The 15617-nt window shown below is 50.3% G+C and carries 28 protein-coding genes, 1 tRNA gene and 2 pseudogenes; 10 read left to right on the top strand and 21 right to left on the bottom strand.

Annotated features, from left to right (window positions below):
* Nucleotides 1–127: 127 nt before the first annotated feature.
* From C2E15_RS14980 to C2E15_RS15060, 20 genes and pseudogenes are all read right to left on the bottom strand, one after another.
* Nucleotides 128–204, bottom strand: a tRNA-Ile gene (locus C2E15_RS14980).
* Nucleotides 205–345: 141 nt separating this feature from the next.
* The gene (locus C2E15_RS14985) at nt 346–960 is read right to left on the bottom strand and encodes a hypothetical protein (protein ID WP_104958082.1); all 615 of its coding nucleotides are present in this window, start codon (nt 958–960) and stop codon (nt 346–348) included.
* A complete protein-coding gene (locus C2E15_RS14990) occupies nt 950–1075 on the bottom strand; it encodes a YlcG family protein (RefSeq protein WP_104958083.1) in 126 nt (41 codons plus the stop codon). The genes C2E15_RS14985 and C2E15_RS14990 overlap by 11 nt, the downstream gene beginning before the upstream one ends.
* Nucleotides 1072–1647, bottom strand: coding sequence for an HNH endonuclease signature motif containing protein (locus C2E15_RS14995; RefSeq protein WP_245912282.1), 576 nt, complete (start codon nt 1645–1647; stop codon nt 1072–1074). The genes C2E15_RS14990 and C2E15_RS14995 overlap by 4 nt, the downstream gene beginning before the upstream one ends.
* A 61-nt stretch (nt 1648–1708) precedes the next feature.
* Nucleotides 1709–2317 carry a recombination protein NinG gene (locus tag C2E15_RS15000; RefSeq protein WP_104958084.1) on the bottom strand — a complete coding sequence of 203 codons (609 nt, stop codon included), beginning with the start codon at nt 2315–2317 and terminating at the stop codon, nt 1709–1711.
* Nucleotides 2301–2453: a protein NinF gene (locus C2E15_RS22355; RefSeq protein WP_104958085.1), complete on the bottom strand. Its 153-nt coding sequence runs from the start codon at nt 2451–2453 to the stop codon at nt 2301–2303. Before C2E15_RS22355 ends, C2E15_RS15000 begins: the two co-directional genes overlap by 17 nt.
* Entirely contained in the window at nt 2440–2865 is a 426-nt protein-coding gene (locus C2E15_RS15010) for an HNH endonuclease (RefSeq protein ID WP_104958086.1), read from the bottom strand. The genes C2E15_RS22355 and C2E15_RS15010 overlap by 14 nt, the downstream gene beginning before the upstream one ends.
* Complete coding sequence (locus tag C2E15_RS15015) at nt 2862–3035, bottom strand: NinE family protein (RefSeq protein WP_104958087.1); 174 nt, start codon at nt 3033–3035, stop codon at nt 2862–2864. Before C2E15_RS15015 ends, C2E15_RS15010 begins: the two co-directional genes overlap by 4 nt.
* The gene (locus C2E15_RS15020) at nt 3020–3235 is read right to left on the bottom strand and encodes a protein ninH (protein WP_104958088.1); all 216 of its coding nucleotides are present in this window, start codon (nt 3233–3235) and stop codon (nt 3020–3022) included. The genes C2E15_RS15015 and C2E15_RS15020 overlap by 16 nt, the downstream gene beginning before the upstream one ends.
* Nucleotides 3232–3513 carry a hypothetical protein gene (locus tag C2E15_RS15025; RefSeq protein ID WP_104958089.1) on the bottom strand — a complete coding sequence of 94 codons (282 nt, stop codon included), beginning with the start codon at nt 3511–3513 and terminating at the stop codon, nt 3232–3234. The genes C2E15_RS15020 and C2E15_RS15025 overlap by 4 nt, the downstream gene beginning before the upstream one ends.
* Nucleotides 3510–3986, bottom strand: a complete 477-nt coding sequence (locus C2E15_RS22360; protein WP_104958090.1) for an HNH endonuclease signature motif containing protein — start codon at nt 3984–3986, stop codon at nt 3510–3512. Before C2E15_RS22360 ends, C2E15_RS15025 begins: the two co-directional genes overlap by 4 nt.
* Nucleotides 3937–4431, bottom strand: a complete 495-nt coding sequence (locus tag C2E15_RS15035) for a recombination protein NinB (protein ID WP_104958091.1) — start codon at nt 4429–4431, stop codon at nt 3937–3939. Before C2E15_RS15035 ends, C2E15_RS22360 begins: the two co-directional genes overlap by 50 nt.
* Nucleotides 4400–4606, bottom strand: coding sequence for a hypothetical protein (locus C2E15_RS21505; protein ID WP_128861301.1), 207 nt, complete (start codon nt 4604–4606; stop codon nt 4400–4402). The genes C2E15_RS15035 and C2E15_RS21505 overlap by 32 nt, the downstream gene beginning before the upstream one ends.
* Nucleotides 4607–4823: 217 nt before the next feature.
* A complete protein-coding gene (locus C2E15_RS15040; protein ID WP_104958092.1) occupies nt 4824–5159 on the bottom strand; it encodes a hypothetical protein in 336 nt (111 codons plus the stop codon).
* Nucleotides 5159–5893 (bottom strand): annotated as a pseudogene (locus tag C2E15_RS22090) (DnaB-like helicase C-terminal domain-containing protein); the annotation flags it as partial. The pseudogene C2E15_RS22090 and the gene C2E15_RS15040, both read right to left, overlap by 1 nt.
* A gap of 318 nt (nt 5894–6211) precedes the next feature.
* Nucleotides 6212–7576: pseudogene (locus C2E15_RS22095) on the bottom strand (DnaB-like helicase N-terminal domain-containing protein); the annotation flags it as partial.
* Complete coding sequence (locus tag C2E15_RS15050) at nt 7573–8379, bottom strand: replication protein (protein WP_245912283.1); 807 nt, start codon at nt 8377–8379, stop codon at nt 7573–7575. The gene C2E15_RS15050 and the pseudogene C2E15_RS22095, both read right to left, overlap by 4 nt.
* A complete protein-coding gene (locus C2E15_RS21750; protein ID WP_167391886.1) occupies nt 8376–8519 on the bottom strand; it encodes a hypothetical protein in 144 nt (47 codons plus the stop codon). Before C2E15_RS21750 ends, C2E15_RS15050 begins: the two co-directional genes overlap by 4 nt.
* 20 nt (nt 8520–8539) lie before the next feature.
* Complete coding sequence (locus tag C2E15_RS15055) at nt 8540–8836, bottom strand: CII family transcriptional regulator (RefSeq protein WP_104958093.1); 297 nt, start codon at nt 8834–8836, stop codon at nt 8540–8542.
* 138 nt (nt 8837–8974) lie between these two features.
* Nucleotides 8975–9184 carry a helix-turn-helix transcriptional regulator gene (locus C2E15_RS15060; protein ID WP_085071328.1) on the bottom strand — a complete coding sequence of 70 codons (210 nt, stop codon included), beginning with the start codon at nt 9182–9184 and terminating at the stop codon, nt 8975–8977.
* Nucleotides 9185–9274: 90 nt separating this feature from the next.
* On the opposite strand from C2E15_RS15060, the gene C2E15_RS15065 reads away from it, so the two are divergent.
* The 3 genes from C2E15_RS15065 to C2E15_RS15075 are packed head-to-tail and all read left to right on the top strand — an operon-like array spanning nt 9275 to nt 10706.
* A complete protein-coding gene (locus C2E15_RS15065) occupies nt 9275–9949 on the top strand; it encodes a LexA family protein (protein ID WP_425438016.1) in 675 nt (224 codons plus the stop codon).
* 23 nt (nt 9950–9972) lie between these two features.
* Complete coding sequence (locus tag C2E15_RS15070) at nt 9973–10395, top strand: hypothetical protein (RefSeq protein WP_128861299.1); 423 nt, start codon at nt 9973–9975, stop codon at nt 10393–10395.
* Nucleotides 10392–10706 (top strand): hypothetical protein, encoded by a 315-nt coding sequence (locus C2E15_RS15075; RefSeq protein ID WP_104958095.1) that lies wholly within the window; start codon nt 10392–10394, stop codon nt 10704–10706. Before C2E15_RS15070 ends, C2E15_RS15075 begins: the two co-directional genes overlap by 4 nt.
* A 71-nt stretch (nt 10707–10777) precedes the next feature.
* On the opposite strand, the gene C2E15_RS15080 is transcribed toward C2E15_RS15075, so the two are convergent.
* Nucleotides 10778–11119: a hypothetical protein gene (locus C2E15_RS15080; protein ID WP_146108558.1), complete on the bottom strand. Its 342-nt coding sequence runs from the start codon at nt 11117–11119 to the stop codon at nt 10778–10780.
* Nucleotides 11120–11449: 330 nt separating this feature from the next.
* On the opposite strand from C2E15_RS15080, the gene C2E15_RS15085 reads away from it, so the two are divergent.
* The 7 genes from C2E15_RS15085 (at nt 11450) to C2E15_RS15115 (ending at nt 15615) form a co-directional block, all read left to right on the top strand.
* Complete coding sequence (locus tag C2E15_RS15085) at nt 11450–11773, top strand: transcriptional antitermination N peptide (protein ID WP_104958097.1); 324 nt, start codon at nt 11450–11452, stop codon at nt 11771–11773.
* 232 nt (nt 11774–12005) lie between these two features.
* The gene (locus C2E15_RS15090) at nt 12006–12710 is read left to right on the top strand and encodes a phage antirepressor KilAC domain-containing protein (RefSeq protein WP_104958098.1); all 705 of its coding nucleotides are present in this window, start codon (nt 12006–12008) and stop codon (nt 12708–12710) included.
* A gap of 126 nt (nt 12711–12836) precedes the next feature.
* Nucleotides 12837–13115 carry a hypothetical protein gene (locus C2E15_RS15095; RefSeq protein WP_104958099.1) on the top strand — a complete coding sequence of 93 codons (279 nt, stop codon included), beginning with the start codon at nt 12837–12839 and terminating at the stop codon, nt 13113–13115.
* Between the two features lie 12 nt (nt 13116–13127).
* Entirely contained in the window at nt 13128–13376 is a 249-nt protein-coding gene (locus C2E15_RS15100; protein WP_104958100.1) for a DUF551 domain-containing protein, read from the top strand.
* 314 nt (nt 13377–13690) lie between these two features.
* Nucleotides 13691–13999 (top strand): hypothetical protein, encoded by a 309-nt coding sequence (locus C2E15_RS15105; protein WP_104958101.1) that lies wholly within the window; start codon nt 13691–13693, stop codon nt 13997–13999.
* Entirely contained in the window at nt 14000–14935 is a 936-nt protein-coding gene (locus C2E15_RS15110; RefSeq protein ID WP_104958102.1) for a recombinase RecT, read from the top strand.
* Nucleotides 14932–15615 (top strand): lambda exonuclease family protein, encoded by a 684-nt coding sequence (locus C2E15_RS15115; RefSeq protein WP_425438017.1) that lies wholly within the window; start codon nt 14932–14934, stop codon nt 15613–15615. The genes C2E15_RS15110 and C2E15_RS15115 overlap by 4 nt, the downstream gene beginning before the upstream one ends.
* Nucleotides 15616–15617 lie beyond the last annotated feature (2 nt).

A 15617-nucleotide genomic window follows, 5' to 3' on the forward strand; every position in this document is an offset into this window, starting at 1 on the left:
GGTGGCTGTGTGTCATTGTTGAAAGGAACAAAATGCGCATCGACGACAAGGGATCACGAGGAGTGTGGTAAGGGATTCGTCGTGCGCAAAAACGAAAAAACCAGCTCTATGGCTGGTCTTATAGATATGGTGCTATCGGACGGAATTGAACCTTCAATCGACCGATTATGAGTCGGGTGCTTTAACCAATTAAGCTACGATAGCAAAAACAAAAAAGCCCCGACGGGTTATGTCAGGGCTGAGATTCTGTTGCTCAACGACTTTTGTCACGAGCATAACAGAAATGTACCAGGCCCAAGTGACGTTTTCAAGTGAATCGGTAAATATTTTTGCGATTTATCGCATTTACGCAGCATTATCGAATCTTTTAGCTTCCACTTCATTCCTGATTGCGTGATATACGGAAGCCTCAAGCAACTGACGACACCATTTGATACGCGTTTTAGCGTTTTCAGGGTGAATGCCGGTTAGCCGCGAAAGCTCGTACGCAATATCTTGCGCGCATTTGCGATCGCAGTAGTATTTAATGGCTACATGACGAATCGGGTTATCAGGTGCGAACGTACTGCAGATGACGGATTCAACCAGGTCAGCATCTTCCTGCTCGTTGGCGCGGTCGAGAAGATTGCTTACTGAGTGCTGTGGGTTAATGAGCTGCTTCGCTTTGATGAACAGCTCATCTCCGCGATAGCCCTGCTTATGCAGATTGTTCACAACATCCATAATCCGCTCTGATTCCCTGTCGTTCCACTCTTGCCGAATCATCAGGCGGCCGATTACGCTGCATTTCCCACTATCCGGCCCTACTCTTCCGCCGTACTTCTCGCCCCACACATCAAGCAGGCAACGAACCCATGCTGACTGCAAAGGGGTTATGAGCTTTACGGGCTTGAGGTAACGCTTCTTCAGGTCGGATTTTCGCATAACCTGTGCTAACTGAGTCAGTGCTTCAGCGTGCATGCTTAACCCCCATGATTTTCGCTGTGTTGCGGATGATCCGGTAATTTATCTCTGCCATGCCGCGCATTTTCATGATGCGAAGCTTCAGCCACTTCTCTTTGAGGTATTCGGTCATGCTGCCTCCGAAGTTTTTGGCCCTTGGTATTCGCCGTAAAGAGGAGTCCTAGATTTAGCTTTGGTGCCGCGGTGAGTTATCTTTTCGCCAAAGAGCGCTTGCTCAACCGTCATTCCTCTTTTGAGACGCAGGATTATCGTTTTCCCGGCGACGGTAACCCTTGGGTCTCTTGCCCATTCAGTTGCTGTTTTCGTTACCCCGTTAAATGTGATGGCATGTCGGCGCTTCACAGTGTGCTGAGGTATATGAACGCGTGAGCGCATGACGTTGCAGGCTCTGCATAAAACCCTCAGATTTCCTTTGCGGTTGTTGTCTACAGAGTCATCTTTGTGATCGATATGTGCCGTTTTCCAGTCAACGACTTTCATGCACAGTTCACATGGGGGAAGGTTTTCGCCATATTGGTCGTACACCACTTTGCGGTGTTCATAGACTGAGCCATTTGCCATAGCCAGCGGATGGTCTGGAAGGTGAAGCATTTGATAGCCCTTTGCATTTTTCGAGCGGGGCTTCCTCTTTCCATTTTTTGTGAGTTCATACGTGCCATAGCGCATCATTCTGAAGTAATGCATCTGACATACCCCTTGCCGGGATAGTGATTGCATTCACGATCGCACCCATCAACCTTGCATTTCATGCTGCCTCCAGATGTCTTTTGCGTAGCTTTTCGTAATGACGGGCCCGGCGCGTGAAGATGGCCTTCATTCGCTTCAGGTAGTCGATATCGAATTTGCGCGGCGTGTTGTCGTGTTCGAGTTTCTCGACGCGATCAGCGCCAATCTTCTCGATGAGGTTTATGCGGAACGGGATGAGATTCCCGGATAGTTCGCGGTTGCACCGAACGCAGCCCGCATGGATGTTAAAAACGTTATACCGAAGATGTGATGCCGAGCCTCGTGACCGGTAGTGACTTGCGTCTACTGCCCCGCCCCGGACGCCGTAGTTAAGTGTCCTACTGCAAGCTATGCATGGCTTCCCATAATCGCGCCAGAAGATATACCGATTAACCGCAACCTGAGCCTCTTTAGACCAGTCCGATTTTGTCTTGAGTCTTTCCCTGCGTATGCGTAATTCATCGCGCTGTAGCTTCTCCTGACGCTTTCTGTTGCGTTCAGATAACTGGTTGGCGAGTTGGATGGCGCATTTAGGGGAGCAAACTGTCTGGGTGGTGCTGCGGGGGATAAACTTCTCAGGGCAGATACGGAACTTCTTTGGCTTCGGCGGTTTAATCGCCTTTGGCATTATCACCCCCTATGTCGTAATAGTTCGGGTCTCTGAATATCGTGTAGAAAGCACAGCAGTCACTGCATACGAATGTCTCGTCTGGTGACAGGGGCATTCCACAGTCAGCACAGGTTGGATCTTCATGCTGCGTCATTGGATTGCTCCTGATATTTCTCGAACCAGAAAACGATTGGCGATGCCGTTACCTGGATTTGGCCGAAACGCTCAGCTGTGCGGAAGTTGACGCTATATAGCCTGGCTCTTTCCACTTGCTCAGCTATCTGCTCCCTGAATGTTTCTAGGCTAAATGTGGCTTTGAAGAGATTACATGGGGCGCATGCCGGGAACAGGTTCTCCATTACGTCATGCTCAGGGCGCCAATGTTCGCCTGTGGCTACCGTCCGCCGAGAACCATCTGCGCGGCGCGGCCCGAACTCCCACTTCCTCAATGCGGCTTCGACATGGTCTGCATGCCAACCCTTCTCCGGTAATTCACAACCGCAATAGGCGCAGCGCCCACCAAATTTCATTCGCAGAATTCCACGTTGTTTTGGTGTTAGTTTCATCGCGCCGTCCTCACCCGATTCCACATAGCAACACGCAGCCGATAGCCGTGGTCGTATGATGTGACCTGGCTGGCGGGAGGTATTGGCTTGGGTTTGTTTCGGGAGCGTTTCGTGGGCTGGAATATCAGGTTGTCTAAAGCGCGCTGGGTAAGGCTCACTCTTTGTCGCATTTCCCTTCCCTCTTGTGCGCGCCAAGCTGACCGCGAAAAACCATCAGGACACCGTTCACAATGGCATGCTGGGTCGCGTTGAAGTCGCGGGCGTATTTCCGGACAGTGCGGCGATTGGAGTTAAGCTGACGAGCAAGGTCTGATAAGTTGCCACGGTTGGTAACGAGTAGCTCTGGGATGGTCTGAATGGTTGCGTTCATGCTGCCCTCACTGATTTCAGAAGAGTGTCAAACATTGAGATATTGGCGCTGCGGCCGAAGGCGAACTTCTCTTTCCCGATGCGGAAGCGGCAGTGTCGGGCGCCGGTCTCTTCTCGCTCTTTGATGATTTCACCACTGCCAGACATGGTGTGGAGAGCGGAGTTAACCTGTACCCTGCTCGCGCCGGTCTTTTTGCATACTGCGTCGAGGATGTCGGTAGACGAGTACCAGAAACCGTCTGACAGTACGTTGTGGATTTCTTCTCTGACGATACTCATGCTGCGCTCCTGTTCTGTTCTCCCCAGCGCTTAGTAACGTGAGACCAAAGCTGCCCTCGCTTTATGCGTCCGGTTGTCATCTCTGTTACCCCATATATTTTTGCGAGCTTAATGTTTGACAGTTTTGAGTGGTAAATCTCAAGCACTTGGCGCTCAGTGAGTTTCGCTCCGTGATGTCGCTCCCCACGGGCATTTCTACCCCTGTCCTTACAGTCTTTATTGTTTTGAGATATAGTCCCTGTACATAGATGATCTGGGTTTATGCACTTGGGGTTATCGCATTTGTGCCTGACGACGTGACCTTCAGGTATAGGGCCAACATTTAGTTCATATGAAAGCCTGTGAACTCGATATTTTTTGTAGTTCCAGCTTATTTGTCCGTATCCATCCCATACATAACTTCCCCTCCACTCAATGCAGCCGCTAGGCATTAGCTCTGACTTTTCTCTTAGTCTTCTCAGGATTTTTTCCATCTTTATCTCCAAATCTTTTAGCCCATTCCAGTTCGAGGCGGGACTCGTCGCTGAATTTCACGTTCTGCTCTGTGCCAAACCAGTAGATAGCCTCAATGACCTCTACCATCTCGCTTACCCGCATCTTGCTCGTTCGTGAACCGAACATGACAACGCCGCCGCCGATACCTGGTGCGGTGCGCTGCTGTTCGTTTTTCGTTTTCGCTACGAGGGCAGTAATCAAATCCTTCCAGTCGTCCGGGCTGTACTTCTGGCCGAACCAAACCACCTGACGCGACAAATCCTGCAGCAGAGGCCACATGCGTTTGTTTTGTGAGATTGTTCTTTTTCGTTCCTGGATGATTACTTCGATGGGGTGCTGCGGGTCTGTCTGGAGGTTATAGATGGCTTCTATGCAGTTCTGGCGTATTCGGTTATCTCTGATGAGATACGTTTGTTTCTCCATCGCTCTGCTCCTGTTTGCTCGCTATTGCTGCCTGCCATGCCATCCAGAAGCCGTATTTAATATGCGGCACTGCATCGGTGTATTTGGAAGATTCGAGGTGCTTGTATTCAGAATCAAACCAGCATTCAAACTTCTGTCGCTCAAGGTCGCGTACATGCTCATCTTTGTCGCTCATACATCCTCCGGTTCGTCATCGTAAATCCAGTGCAGAATGTAATTGGAATCAAAGTGCTTTCCAGCAGCGAATATTCCACCTCCACTTTTACGACGTTCGGTTGCCAGCCCTTCACCAAGAAATCCGCTATGCTCTGCCCATACCTTCAGTCTTCTGCCATTTAACGGCCTCTCCTGGGGGAAATAATTTGCCCATTCATTTTCGCCAACTTTAAGCCTCACCCTTCACTCCCATCATTCTCAATCACCCGATAGGCGATGATGTCAGTTGACACTCCGAATTGTTCCCAATTCAATCGTCCAGATACCCTGTCAGTGAATTGTCCATAATCCCGGAGTTTAATATCTACTCTATCTCTGATGTCTGTGGGACACTCACCGCCCTTCCACTCAATCCAGCCATCACTCTCTTGCTGCTCCAGCACTGGCAGGGCTATCTCTAAGGCTTGTAGGTACTTCTCTTCCCTCAGGCTCAGGCCTACATGCGGGTCTGCCTGATGCTCACGCAGATGGACGATGTCCATGCGCGCCACTTCAGCGGTTAACTTATTCATCAGAATCCCCCTCTCTTCTGCGGCTTGGCTTCGCGCTCTGCGGCCTTAGCCTGATATGCCAGCTGGTCAGCGTCGTAGATGGCGCCGTTCTTCTGTTCTGCGTACACAACGCCGGTCTTGCCGTGGCGGTTAAGTCGCAACAGCAGCTCTGTTTCATGCTGCGGATAGTTCTCGTCGTAGGCGCCTTCGCGGTAGATACCCAGCCAGTAGTCGCAGTCCTGCTCAATCTGTCCGGTGTCGCGTGAGTCGCTTGGGAGTGGTCGCTTGTTGGTGCGCTTCTCAAGGTCGCGGTTAAGCTGCGTCAGAAGCACCACAACGCAACCAAGCTCTTTAGCCAGGTTCTTCAGCCCTTTCGTGATTAAGCCGAATGACAGGTCATTGCGGTCGGCCTTTTCGCCAGTCATCAGTGTCAGGTAGTCAACCATCACCATGCCGACGGCGCCCTTCTCACGCTTAATGCGGCGGGACTCTGCAACGATGTGCGCCAGCGTGATGCCGGGCGTATCGTCGATAAACAGATTGCCAGACTGAACCAGCTCCATTGCGTGACCGTTCGCCAACGCAAAGTCGGTATCGTTATCGCTGCCACGGTAGAAAATATCCGTATTCACGCCAGATGCCTGACCCACCATACGCTCGAAGATTTGCTTATCGGGCATTTCCAGAGAGAACAGAACGGCCGGCAGCTTCTCGCGCATCGCCGTGTTAATCGCCATCTGGCTGTAAAGCGTTGTGTTGTGGGTCACGATATAGCCATCGGTGACATAGAGATGTCGAGGATGGGATACCATGATGCAGAGGCATTCTTCCGGCTCAATTTCGATAACGGATTTAATCCCGACACCACGGTTTCCGAGTCGATTTATGCCAAGATTGGCGCGTAGACGAGGCGACTTAATGCACTCCAGAATTTCGTCAGGCAACTTCATGCTAACCATTTGTGCATCTAACCCCTGAAGAGTTTCTCCCTTGTAGGTATAAGAAATGTCAGTGCGCATTGTTTCTCTGGCTGTTCCGCCGAGAGAGTGAACAAGCTTCACTACCCCTTGCGAAAGCTTCTTGCTAGCCGATGAGAACCTAATGCATCCGAATTTCTCAACCCACCCGTCGGTCTCAAGCAGGCCAATCAAGACACCGATACGAGTTTCTTTTTCTGCACTGAAAATAGATTCTGGTATTTCTTTTTCTTGCGCAGTTCTCCCCACCAATCCGTATTCTCTCAGCTTATCGAGAAGAGGATTTTTGCATCCACGATGGTGCGTTATCGTGTAGTCGTTACCACCTACATGACAGAGGTTCAGAGGGGCTACGCTGGCCGCCATTCGAGACAAAACGTAGTCTTCTGAGTTGGTGAACTTGACACTCTTTGTTAACGAGCCGTCACCAAGAAGCGCCCCCAATACCCATCCGTCAACGTGATCTGCCGATGCTCCAAAATCTCCGGACAATGAAGGGATGCACAGCCGCCCTTGATACCTCACCCTCTGAAGCATCTCTTCTAACTTTTCAGTGTCCACGATGCGATTGCCATCAAATTTCGATGAGCTTATCTCCCACAGGTGCGAATCTGCTGCCTTAACGGTGCGCCCATCTTCAAAAGTGACTTGATACATTTTTCGAACCCCTTGAGGGAACACCCCTGTAACCAGGGAGGCGCTGCCGTCAACTGATGCAACTTTCTGACCTACTTTGATTTCCCCATGCGTTGTCCAGGTGCCATCTTGCAGAAGGATCTTTGCATCCAGAGCCATTGCTTTCCCCATCTTTGGCCGGGCGCCGATGACGAACAGCGAGCCTTTGACCAGACCTTTGGGCTCAAGCATGGCGTCCAGCGAAGGGATTCCGGTAGACAGCCCACGATGTGCGCCGGTGTTATCAAAACGGCCTTCAACCTCTCGCAGCCAGTCATCCATCACATCAATCAGAGCTCTGGCTCCGCGGCGGTTGCCCGTCTTGGCATAGTCGCTAATCTGACTGGTCAGGGTGCTGACGGCTTCCAGCTTCTCAACAGCGTTCATCGTGCTGCGGGTATAGAGCATCTCAGTTGCTTCAGCCAACTTGCTGATGGCGTAGCGTTCCATTGCGCAGTCACGAACTGCGGCCGCGTAGTGAACGATGTTCGCTACTGACGGTACGCCTTTGCTGATTTCAGCCAGGTAAGCAAATCCGCCTGTCTGTTCAAGTAACCCGCGGCGCCCCAGCTCATCGGATACGGTCAGCAGGTCTACCGGCTGATTGCGCTTCAGCAGGTCACGCACAGCTTCGAAGATGGCGCCATGAGCCTTGTTGTAAAAACTTTCCGGCTTCAGCATCGCCAGCACCTTCTGGCTACGCTCTTCGCCGCCGTCCAGCATGATGCCGCCCAGCACCGCCTGCTCAGCGTCGGTGTTGTGTGGCGGGGTTAAATAATCACTCACAGGCTTCCCTCCCGGGTTTTAATCAGCGTCTCACTGCGCAACAGGTAATCGAAGTTAGCCCGCCAGCCGGTGTCGTTGTCACCGAAGTAAAACGGCTTGGCCTGATTCATGAAGGCTTTGAAGTAATTACCTGCCGCCTCAACGGTAGGCTCCTTCAGCTCGTTCAGCAGGCGTTTGATACCGCGCTTGCGTTTGTCATTCAGGGCTTCAGCAGCTGGCAGTCTGTCTGCAGCTGCTTCGTTGTAGGCTTCTAAAACCGCCTGGTAGGGAACTGACTTTCTGACTGAAGATTTTCCTTCCCCAGCGCTTACACCCGAAGGGGGTAAGGGGGTTATTTCTTTTTTCTTTTGTATAGTTTCTTTTGTGTTTAGCTGACTTGGCGAATGGTCATTAGCTACTTTGGCTAAACTTTTATTAGCTGACTTAGCTAATGTTTCGCTAACTTGGCTAATGCCTGAATTCCACTCTGAAACTACCTTGTTCACGCCAATTTGATTACCGCTGGAAATCAGGATGTTCATTGCAATCATCTCGTTTTTAGCAGTGCAAACGTGGGTGTGATGAATGCCGGTCATTGCGGCGATTTGTGTGTTAGTGATTCGGTCCAGCTTCTTGCCAAAACCGTATGTTTTTCTGATTACCGCAAGAACGATCTTGAGCTGCCGGGCTGTTAAATCGGCTGACATAACGGCTTCCAGTAGCTCGTTAGCGATGCGGGTATATCCATCATCGGTATCGGCCACTCTGCGCTCCATGCCCTCTGGTGAAGGGCGGTAGTCTGCTAGTCTTGCTAAGTTACTCATTTGCCCTTCTCCTTCGCTTTATGCTCCTGCATCATGCCTTTCAGCTTCTCAGCAACGACCGGGTTGATAGAGCGGATGGAGTCGAGACGGGCAAGGTTTTTGTGGTTCAGGTAGTTCCCTGAAATATGCTTTTGTGTCATAATTACCTCGTTGAATTGGTTCAAAATTCGATGGTTATTTGAGAAGCCTCAACTGTTCCCGCAGTTGGGGCTTTTTGCTTTGTGAGTAACCGCGCTACTTGCTTAGCCAGCACAGCTAACTCCTCGTCTTCTACGCCCCATTCCAGCACTGCCAGAAGCATCGACATACGAGGTATCAGTGATTCCTTCCACCTGGAAATCTGCGATTTATCTATGCCTACTGCCTCCGCTACGTTGGTGACGCCACGGATTGCGATCTTGTTTAATAATTTGCTTTCAATTGCTCGCGCTTTGTTGCGGGCGGTTGTTGTGTCCATTTTTGATAATGTCCTTGTTGGTTAGTTATTTAGACGTGACAAAGCCGTAGCTATTGCCACGAACGTTTGTTGTTTCGTTTGGAATTCGCTTTTCAGCGACGTAGGACTTCGTGTCCGTTTTGAAAAGAGCGTTGGTACTTATGCTGCTGTTGGGGGGAAAAGATCATCAATTCCCACTGACGCGCCGTGCTTGTTCAGCACGCTTACAATCAGGCGACACTGGGCTACATTGAGGCTTCTGCGTCCATTCTCGTAATGGCCAATTGCACCCTTTGTTAGCCCAAGCTCGGTAGCAAGGTCGCCTTGCGTCAATCCCAACTGCTTTCGAATGCTTCGCAAGTTGTTCATGGGTTCCTCCTTTAAAGCAATAGTATACATTTCGTATTTATAGCAAGCAAGTTTAATATACAAAATGTGTCTCGATAAAAGAAATACAGAATGTATGATTTAGTGATGAACATGAAATGGAATGAGCTCGCCAAATCCCTCATGAAGGATCGGGGCGTTAATCAGGAAAAGCTTGCTGAGCATCTTGGTCTAACCAAAGGTGCGGTTAGCCATTGGCTGAATGCAAGGCGTGAACCGGCAATCGAGGATATAGCCAAAATCCTCCGCTACTTGGGTATGCGTGAGTTCACCGTAAATAGTGACGGAACAATAGGATCGCCTGACCATATGGCAAACGTCACCAATTATGAAACTTATGTCCCCAGCAATAAGTATCCGGTTTTGAGCAAGGTTCAGGCGGGGGCTTGGTGTGAGGCCTGCGAGCCTTATACCATAAAAGACATAGACTTATGGCTTGAGACAGATTCGCATATTCAGGGCGAAGCTTTTTGGCTTGAGGTTGACGGGGATTCAATGACCGCGCCTATGGGGTTAAGCATCCCTGAAGGGACATATGTTCTTTTTGATACAGGCCGGGAGCCAGTAAACGGTAGTTTAGTTGTAGCTAAGCTTACCGATAGCAATGAGGCAACCTTCAAAAAGCTGATCATTGATGGCAGCCAGAAGTACCTGAAAGGGCTAAACCCTCAGTGGCCAATGACACCTATCAATGGCAACTGCAGAATTATTGGCGTGGCTATCGAAACAAAGATGCGCCTTGTTTAAGGCGCAGTGGCCGGAAGAGACGTTTGGGTGATGAAATGGCACATGAAAAAATAGCATTTCTCTTTCCTTATAACGGCGAAACAGGGATGCGAGACATACCACCTCCACTCCTCGCTTATGATTGTGAGGAATTTCCATCAGAATTTGCTATGAGCGCAGGTGTATTTTTTATTGGTTTGCAGCACAAGAAACCTTACTACCTTGAGGTCCAAGTGCTTAGATCTGAAGAAGGTGGCGATGTTCCCATATCACCAAAAAGAGGGATGTGGGTGAGGTTGAGCGATAATAACGGTCGCACGACAGACATCGCGGCATCAATTGACATCAGCCTATTGAAATGTAGGTTTGATAAAGAGGGCTCTTACTACATCGATGCCACTCTGCTTGAAGATGAGCGGCCAATACATTCAAACAGGGCTTATTTTAGAGTGAGCAAAGCCACATGATTAATGAGACTGTTGAAGCTAGGCTAAACCCCAGCTCGCATTTAACGGTTGTCAAACCTCATGAAACAGCCGATGATTATGATACGATCAGGCATGGAAGTGGAAATGGCGGAGGTAATGACATGTTAGAGCGAGTAAAAAAACTTGAAGAACAAGTTGCTGCCATTGGCACCGATATAGCTGTCATTAAAGCTACTTTATGCACTAAAGAAGATCTGCAGAAAGAGCTTAACGGCCAAACCTGGAAAATTATTATTGCGTTAGTTGTCTCCGTACTCATAGCCGTACTTTCAAAATACTTCATCAAATAACCCGGACATTGAGTCGGTTTTTGTACCCACTTCCCCGATAGCCCGCCACCGAGCGGGCTTTTTTGTGCCTGTCACTTAGCCCAACCTTCCCTTTCTCGCTTCCGCTCCAGTTCCGACACTCGCTGCAAGTTCTTCTGCTTTTTCATGATAGTTATCAGCTGCCGGTATCCGTAATGACTCGGGGGATAGAAATCTCCACCAAAATCCCGCCCCCATTTTTCTTTAAGCGCAGGCAGCGCCAGCTCAGCAAACGCTACTGATTGTTCGCACAAGTGAATGGCTCGTTGCAGATGATCACCTTCACCCCTGAGCCGGTAGTGATGCTTTATCTGCTCCTGTAATTCAAAGTGCACTTGCACCTTCTGGTCAACGTCAAGCCAGCGCAACCCATCTATCCACGAATCTATATTCATAACCGCCTCTCTATGTGCTTCATACAATTTATGGAACCCGCACCGAAAACCTTCCTCACCCCGGCAAATCCATTTCAAAAATAAATTCACACTCAAATCATACACATAATGTATCCACATCAAATTTGTATACATTTCGTATTGCACTGCATGAATACGTTTTGTATATTACATCCATCAGCACGACGCTGAGGCAGTAACGAAACGGACAACACGCTCTTTATACAACGGTGACGGATCACCTACGTGGCTGAAAGGCCAAATTCATATACCGATGCGGATTTCCGAATGCGTTGATGACAGCGCAACCGGAAGCCCACAGGAGGATTTATGACACGCAGAACAGTATTTACCGGTTCAGCAGAAAGCCGCCGCCGTGAGCGCCGCGCACATCTGCAAAGTGAAGTTAGCAAAAGCGCGGATACATTACACCGTCCTACCCCTAGCCGCGTTGAGCTTCAGTGCAAACGCAAGCCAATGAGCCAGGCGGACAAGCTGACGCCTAACGAGTACACGCTACAGATTGAAGCAGCCGCAGAGCGCGTAACGCTGTCGCTTGGTAAGCGTAAGAACTTCGAAACTGTGCGTCCGGGTGCAACGCACATTGTTAACGCCCGCCAGAAGATGCGCGGCAAATCGATTCCACTTATTTGAGGTGAGTATGACTACTCAACAGAAATACGCAGCAGAGTGTCGGTCGGAGTTTGTTCGCTACCGTGCCAAGTGCAAAGCAACTGTCCGCGGTGATGGCGTACACGACCTGTGGGTCAAGCTGGCCTGGCGCAACAGGCAGCAGGCCCGGCAGTGGGCATCAGAGGTCGCCTAAGGGCGGCCTTTTTTATTACCTGAATTCAGGCCAACACCATAACGTGAGAGTGAGGTAAGCATGTTAACTGTTGCAGCAAACGAAGAGCTGAAGATGTCCAGCCTGGACTTCCTGAATAACATCATCAATCCAGCGCGGATCGAGTCCGGGCAAAACGCAGTTCGTCCATCGGACTTCCACGAACGAGTCAATGATGAGATTGATGAAGAATTAAACTACGAAAATTTCGTAGTTGGCAAAACCGGACATAAAACCTACTACACCATGCTCAACATGGAGCAAATGACCCTGATCGGCATGAGGGAGTCTAAAGCAGTTCGCCGCTCAGTGTTGTCCTCCCTGAAAGAGATGCAGGCTAAGCAGTATCAATTACCTGACTTCACTAATCCGGCAGAGGCAGCAAGAGCATGGGCTTCTGAATTCGAGCAGAAGAAACTAGCGCAGCAGCAACTGGCAATCGCCGCCCCCAAAGCAGAATTCTACGACCGCTACGCAGACGCCTCCGGCACTTTCGGCTTTCGGCAGGTGTGTAAGGCGCTGGGTGAGAAAGAGCATCTGGTTCGTACGGTACTGGTTGAGAAAAGTGTCATGTACCGGCTGGGTGGTCAGCTTACGCCTTATCAGAATCACATTGATGCCGGACGCTTTACCGTTAAGACGGGTGAGGCAGATAACGGCCACGCTTTCACGCAGGCCCGATTCACAACGAAGGGCGTGACATATGTTGCTGGATTGATTGCAGAACACAAATTATCAGCTGCCTAAGGGCGGTTTTTTTTACGCCCGTTGAGGCCAACACCATGGTTAGCAAAAGAGATTACGCACTTGGCTGGGCGGTGATTGTGCTGCTTATGGCAGGTGCTTACGTGACAGGTTACTGAGGAGATTGAGATGAGTGGATTTAAGGGCACGGAAGGAAGGTGGGCCGTTGTTGATGGTTTATCGGCTGGGAAGCAAGTGATATCTGAAAGCGCGCCAAAAGTGAGGAGGAATATTGCCTCATGTGGAGGGCCAAAGCGCGAGCATAATGCCGCACTTATAGCTGCGGCTCCTGAGCTGCTTGAGGCGCTTCTACTTTTCACATCAAAGACTGAGCAAGGTTTTGTAATGAATCAGTCAGATATCGACAAATGTAAGGCCGCCATTGCTAAGGCGCTGGGCAACCACTAACAGGAGAAGAGGATGGAGTGGATTAGCGTAAAAGACCGGCTACCAGAGATTACCGATGACTCGTGCCTAGTTTGCAGCATCACAGGGACTGAGGATGGCAGAGGGTTTCCTAAGGGCGGGTATGATTTTGTTTATATCCCCGATTGGTTTGCAGACATCACTGCAGGGCGGGATGGTGAAGGGAATCAGCTTTACACGAAATGGTATTTAAGTCAGGGGATTACTCACTGGATGCCTTACCCCGATTTGCCCACCGAGTGACACCGTAAAGCTGTCTGCTTAGACGGCTTTGAGGTGCTACGCACCAACGCTACAGCGGTAATTACTAGCCGTTGAGCCGTGAGAACTCTTGGGCGCGCGATGCGCCCATCTTTTTTATCCCAACCAAATTAACGGAGTATCCCCATGCAAGCACTAGCATTTGCAGGGGCGGCATCGGGCTGCCCCACTTTTGACGCATTCAAATCTATCGAATTTCACCCCAAAAACATTCTGACCAGCGCCAGCTTTACGCCGCCGCCGCGTAAAAGCCTGCTTCAGCGACTGGTTGAGTTCCTCAACAGGAGCGTGAACCCATGAATATCAGGCTGAATTTCAAAGACCGTCAGGAGATTGAAAAAATCATCGCTGGCTTCGATGAGAGCGACAACGAGCGCATCTATGCAGAAGTTGAGGCAATGGACCGGCAGTTTAAATCAAACCCTGTGACGCCTGTTCTGCGCGCGCTGTGCGACAACATCAACGCGTTCGACCTGGCTGCCGACACGATCGACTTTCAGGAGCGTTTGAATAACGCGTTATGGGACAGCCTGACGGATTACGTGAAGCACGAACACGCGCTGCAGATATTTATGGGCCGGCGCAGTTTTAACGAGGTGGCATAAATGAACCAGCAGCTGGTTAATCAGGTATTCGAAATTGTTAATCCGCTAAAAATGGAGTTCGAGCAGGTTTGTGCTGAGCCCTCGATCACATTCAAGCGCGAATCGGAATTCGCAATGCAGATATTCGCTAACAACGACTATCTGGCAAAGATTGCTGCCCAAAACAGCACGTCAACTCGCAGCGCGGTGATGAATATCGCCGCCATTGGTATCACGCTGAACCCGGCTCAGAAACTGGCTTATCTGGTGCCACGAAAAGGCGCCATATGCCTGGATATTAGCTACATGGGCCTGATGCATATTGCTCAGCAGTCGGGTGCGATTAAGTGGTGCCAGTCGGCAATCGTCAGGAAAAATGACCGATTCATGCGTACAGGAATCGACCGTACGCCAACGCATGAATTTAATGAGTTCGACACCATTGAGCAGCGTGGGGAAATCGTCGGTGCCTACACCGTTGTTAAAACTGATGAAGGCGACTACCTGACCCATACGATGCGCGCGGAGGACATCTTTGCCATCCGAGACCGGTCAGAAGCATGGAAAAAGTATCTGACCGACAACAGTAAGAAATGCCCGTGGGTCACTGATGAAGAGCAGATGATACTCAAAACGGTAGTTAAGCAGGCCGCTAAGTACTGGCCTCGTCGTGAGCGCCTGGATAGTGCGATCGACTACGTCAACACGGAAGGTGGCGAGGGTATCAACTTCACCCAGGAGCGCGGGCAGGAACGCGACGTTACACCTTCTACAGAGCAGACACTTCAGACCATTACCGACCTGCTGATGACCATGGATAAAACATGGGAAGAAGACCTCCTGCCGGTTTGCTCACAGATATTCCGCCGGCCAATAAAGCAGGCATCTGACCTTACCGAAACGGAAGCGGTTAAGGCTCTCGATTTCCTGTCAAGGAAGGCTAAGGCGGCGGCATGATTTCTCCCGAATGCATACGGCAGCACACAGGGATAGATGTGCTGTCTGTTGAGCAGGGAAGCTATGAGTGGCAGAGATTGAGGCTGGGAGTGATAACAGCTTCAGAAGCGTCAAAGGTTATAGCCAAACCACGTAGTGGCAAGAAATGGACCGACATGAAGCTGGCCTATTTCTACACCCTTCTCGGTGAGGTCTGCACTGGGGAGGCGCTGGAGATAAATGCAAAAGCGCTCACTTGGGGAAAGACGCACGAGGAATCAGCAAGGACGCTGTTTGAATTCACCACGGACGTTAAGGTTACGGAAGCACCGATTATCTACAGGGATGAGACGCTAAGGACAGCATGCTCTCCTGACGGTTTGTGCAGTGACGGCAAAGGGCTTGAGCTTAAGTGCCCTTTCACTTCCCGCGATTTCATGAAGTTCCGCCTCGGTGGCTTCGATGCCATCAAATCAGAGTACATGGCTCAGGTGCAATTCAGCATGTGGGTCACGGGAAAGGATGCCTGGTATTTCGCTAACTATGACCCGCGCATGAAACGCGAAGGCATACACCACGTCATCGTCGAACGCGACGAGAAATTCATGGCCGACTTTGAAGAGATGGTGCCGGAGTTCATCGAGAAGATGGACGAATCACTGGCGGCCATTGGCTTCTCGTTTGGCGACCAGTGGAGATAACG

The organism is Mixta gaviniae, from assembly GCF_002953195.1.
In the GTDB taxonomy this organism is placed as follows: domain Bacteria; phylum Pseudomonadota; class Gammaproteobacteria; order Enterobacterales; family Enterobacteriaceae; genus Mixta; species Mixta gaviniae.

Excerpts from the sequence above, each read along its gene's own strand:
- C2E15_RS14985 (WP_104958082.1), bottom strand. The coding sequence starts at position 960 with ATGCACGCTGAAGCACTGACTCAGTTAGCACAGGTTATGCGAAAATCC.
- C2E15_RS14990 (WP_104958083.1), bottom strand. The coding sequence starts at position 1,075 with ATGACCGAATACCTCAAAGAGAAGTGGCTGAAGCTTCGCATCATGAAA.
- C2E15_RS14995 (WP_245912282.1), bottom strand. The coding sequence starts at position 1,647 with ATGCATTACTTCAGAATGATGCGCTATGGCACGTATGAACTCACAAAA.
- C2E15_RS15000 (WP_104958084.1), bottom strand. The coding sequence starts at position 2,317 with ATGCCAAAGGCGATTAAACCGCCGAAGCCAAAGAAGTTCCGTATCTGC.
- C2E15_RS22355 (WP_104958085.1), bottom strand. The coding sequence starts at position 2,453 with ATGACGCAGCATGAAGATCCAACCTGTGCTGACTGTGGAATGCCCCTG.
- C2E15_RS15010 (WP_104958086.1), bottom strand. The coding sequence starts at position 2,865 with ATGAAACTAACACCAAAACAACGTGGAATTCTGCGAATGAAATTTGGT.
- C2E15_RS15015 (WP_104958087.1), bottom strand. The coding sequence starts at position 3,035 with ATGCGACAAAGAGTGAGCCTTACCCAGCGCGCTTTAGACAACCTGATA.
- C2E15_RS15020 (WP_104958088.1), bottom strand. The coding sequence starts at position 3,235 with ATGAACGCAACCATTCAGACCATCCCAGAGCTACTCGTTACCAACCGT.
- C2E15_RS15025 (WP_104958089.1), bottom strand. The coding sequence starts at position 3,513 with ATGAGTATCGTCAGAGAAGAAATCCACAACGTACTGTCAGACGGTTTC.
- C2E15_RS22360 (WP_104958090.1), bottom strand. The coding sequence starts at position 3,986 with ATGGAAAAAATCCTGAGAAGACTAAGAGAAAAGTCAGAGCTAATGCCT.
- C2E15_RS15035 (WP_104958091.1), bottom strand. The coding sequence starts at position 4,431 with ATGGAGAAACAAACGTATCTCATCAGAGATAACCGAATACGCCAGAAC.
- C2E15_RS21505 (WP_128861301.1), bottom strand. The coding sequence starts at position 4,606 with ATGAGCGACAAAGATGAGCATGTACGCGACCTTGAGCGACAGAAGTTT.
- C2E15_RS15040 (WP_104958092.1), bottom strand. The coding sequence starts at position 5,159 with ATGAATAAGTTAACCGCTGAAGTGGCGCGCATGGACATCGTCCATCTG.
- C2E15_RS15050 (WP_245912283.1), bottom strand. The coding sequence starts at position 8,379 with ATGAGTAACTTAGCAAGACTAGCAGACTACCGCCCTTCACCAGAGGGC.
- C2E15_RS21750 (WP_167391886.1), bottom strand. The coding sequence starts at position 8,519 with ATGACACAAAAGCATATTTCAGGGAACTACCTGAACCACAAAAACCTT.
- C2E15_RS15055 (WP_104958093.1), bottom strand. The coding sequence starts at position 8,836 with ATGGACACAACAACCGCCCGCAACAAAGCGCGAGCAATTGAAAGCAAA.
- C2E15_RS15060 (WP_085071328.1), bottom strand. The coding sequence starts at position 9,184 with ATGAACAACTTGCGAAGCATTCGAAAGCAGTTGGGATTGACGCAAGGC.
- C2E15_RS15065 (WP_425438016.1), top strand. The coding sequence starts at position 9,275 with ATGTATGATTTAGTGATGAACATGAAATGGAATGAGCTCGCCAAATCC.
- C2E15_RS15075 (WP_104958095.1), top strand. The coding sequence starts at position 10,392 with ATGATTAATGAGACTGTTGAAGCTAGGCTAAACCCCAGCTCGCATTTA.
- C2E15_RS15080 (WP_146108558.1), bottom strand. The coding sequence starts at position 11,119 with ATGAATATAGATTCGTGGATAGATGGGTTGCGCTGGCTTGACGTTGAC.
- C2E15_RS15085 (WP_104958097.1), top strand. The coding sequence starts at position 11,450 with ATGACACGCAGAACAGTATTTACCGGTTCAGCAGAAAGCCGCCGCCGT.
- C2E15_RS15090 (WP_104958098.1), top strand. The coding sequence starts at position 12,006 with ATGTTAACTGTTGCAGCAAACGAAGAGCTGAAGATGTCCAGCCTGGAC.
- C2E15_RS15095 (WP_104958099.1), top strand. The coding sequence starts at position 12,837 with ATGAGTGGATTTAAGGGCACGGAAGGAAGGTGGGCCGTTGTTGATGGT.
- C2E15_RS15100 (WP_104958100.1), top strand. The coding sequence starts at position 13,128 with ATGGAGTGGATTAGCGTAAAAGACCGGCTACCAGAGATTACCGATGAC.
- C2E15_RS15105 (WP_104958101.1), top strand. The coding sequence starts at position 13,691 with ATGAATATCAGGCTGAATTTCAAAGACCGTCAGGAGATTGAAAAAATC.
- C2E15_RS15110 (WP_104958102.1), top strand. The coding sequence starts at position 14,000 with ATGAACCAGCAGCTGGTTAATCAGGTATTCGAAATTGTTAATCCGCTA.
- C2E15_RS15115 (WP_425438017.1), top strand. The coding sequence starts at position 14,932 with ATGATTTCTCCCGAATGCATACGGCAGCACACAGGGATAGATGTGCTG.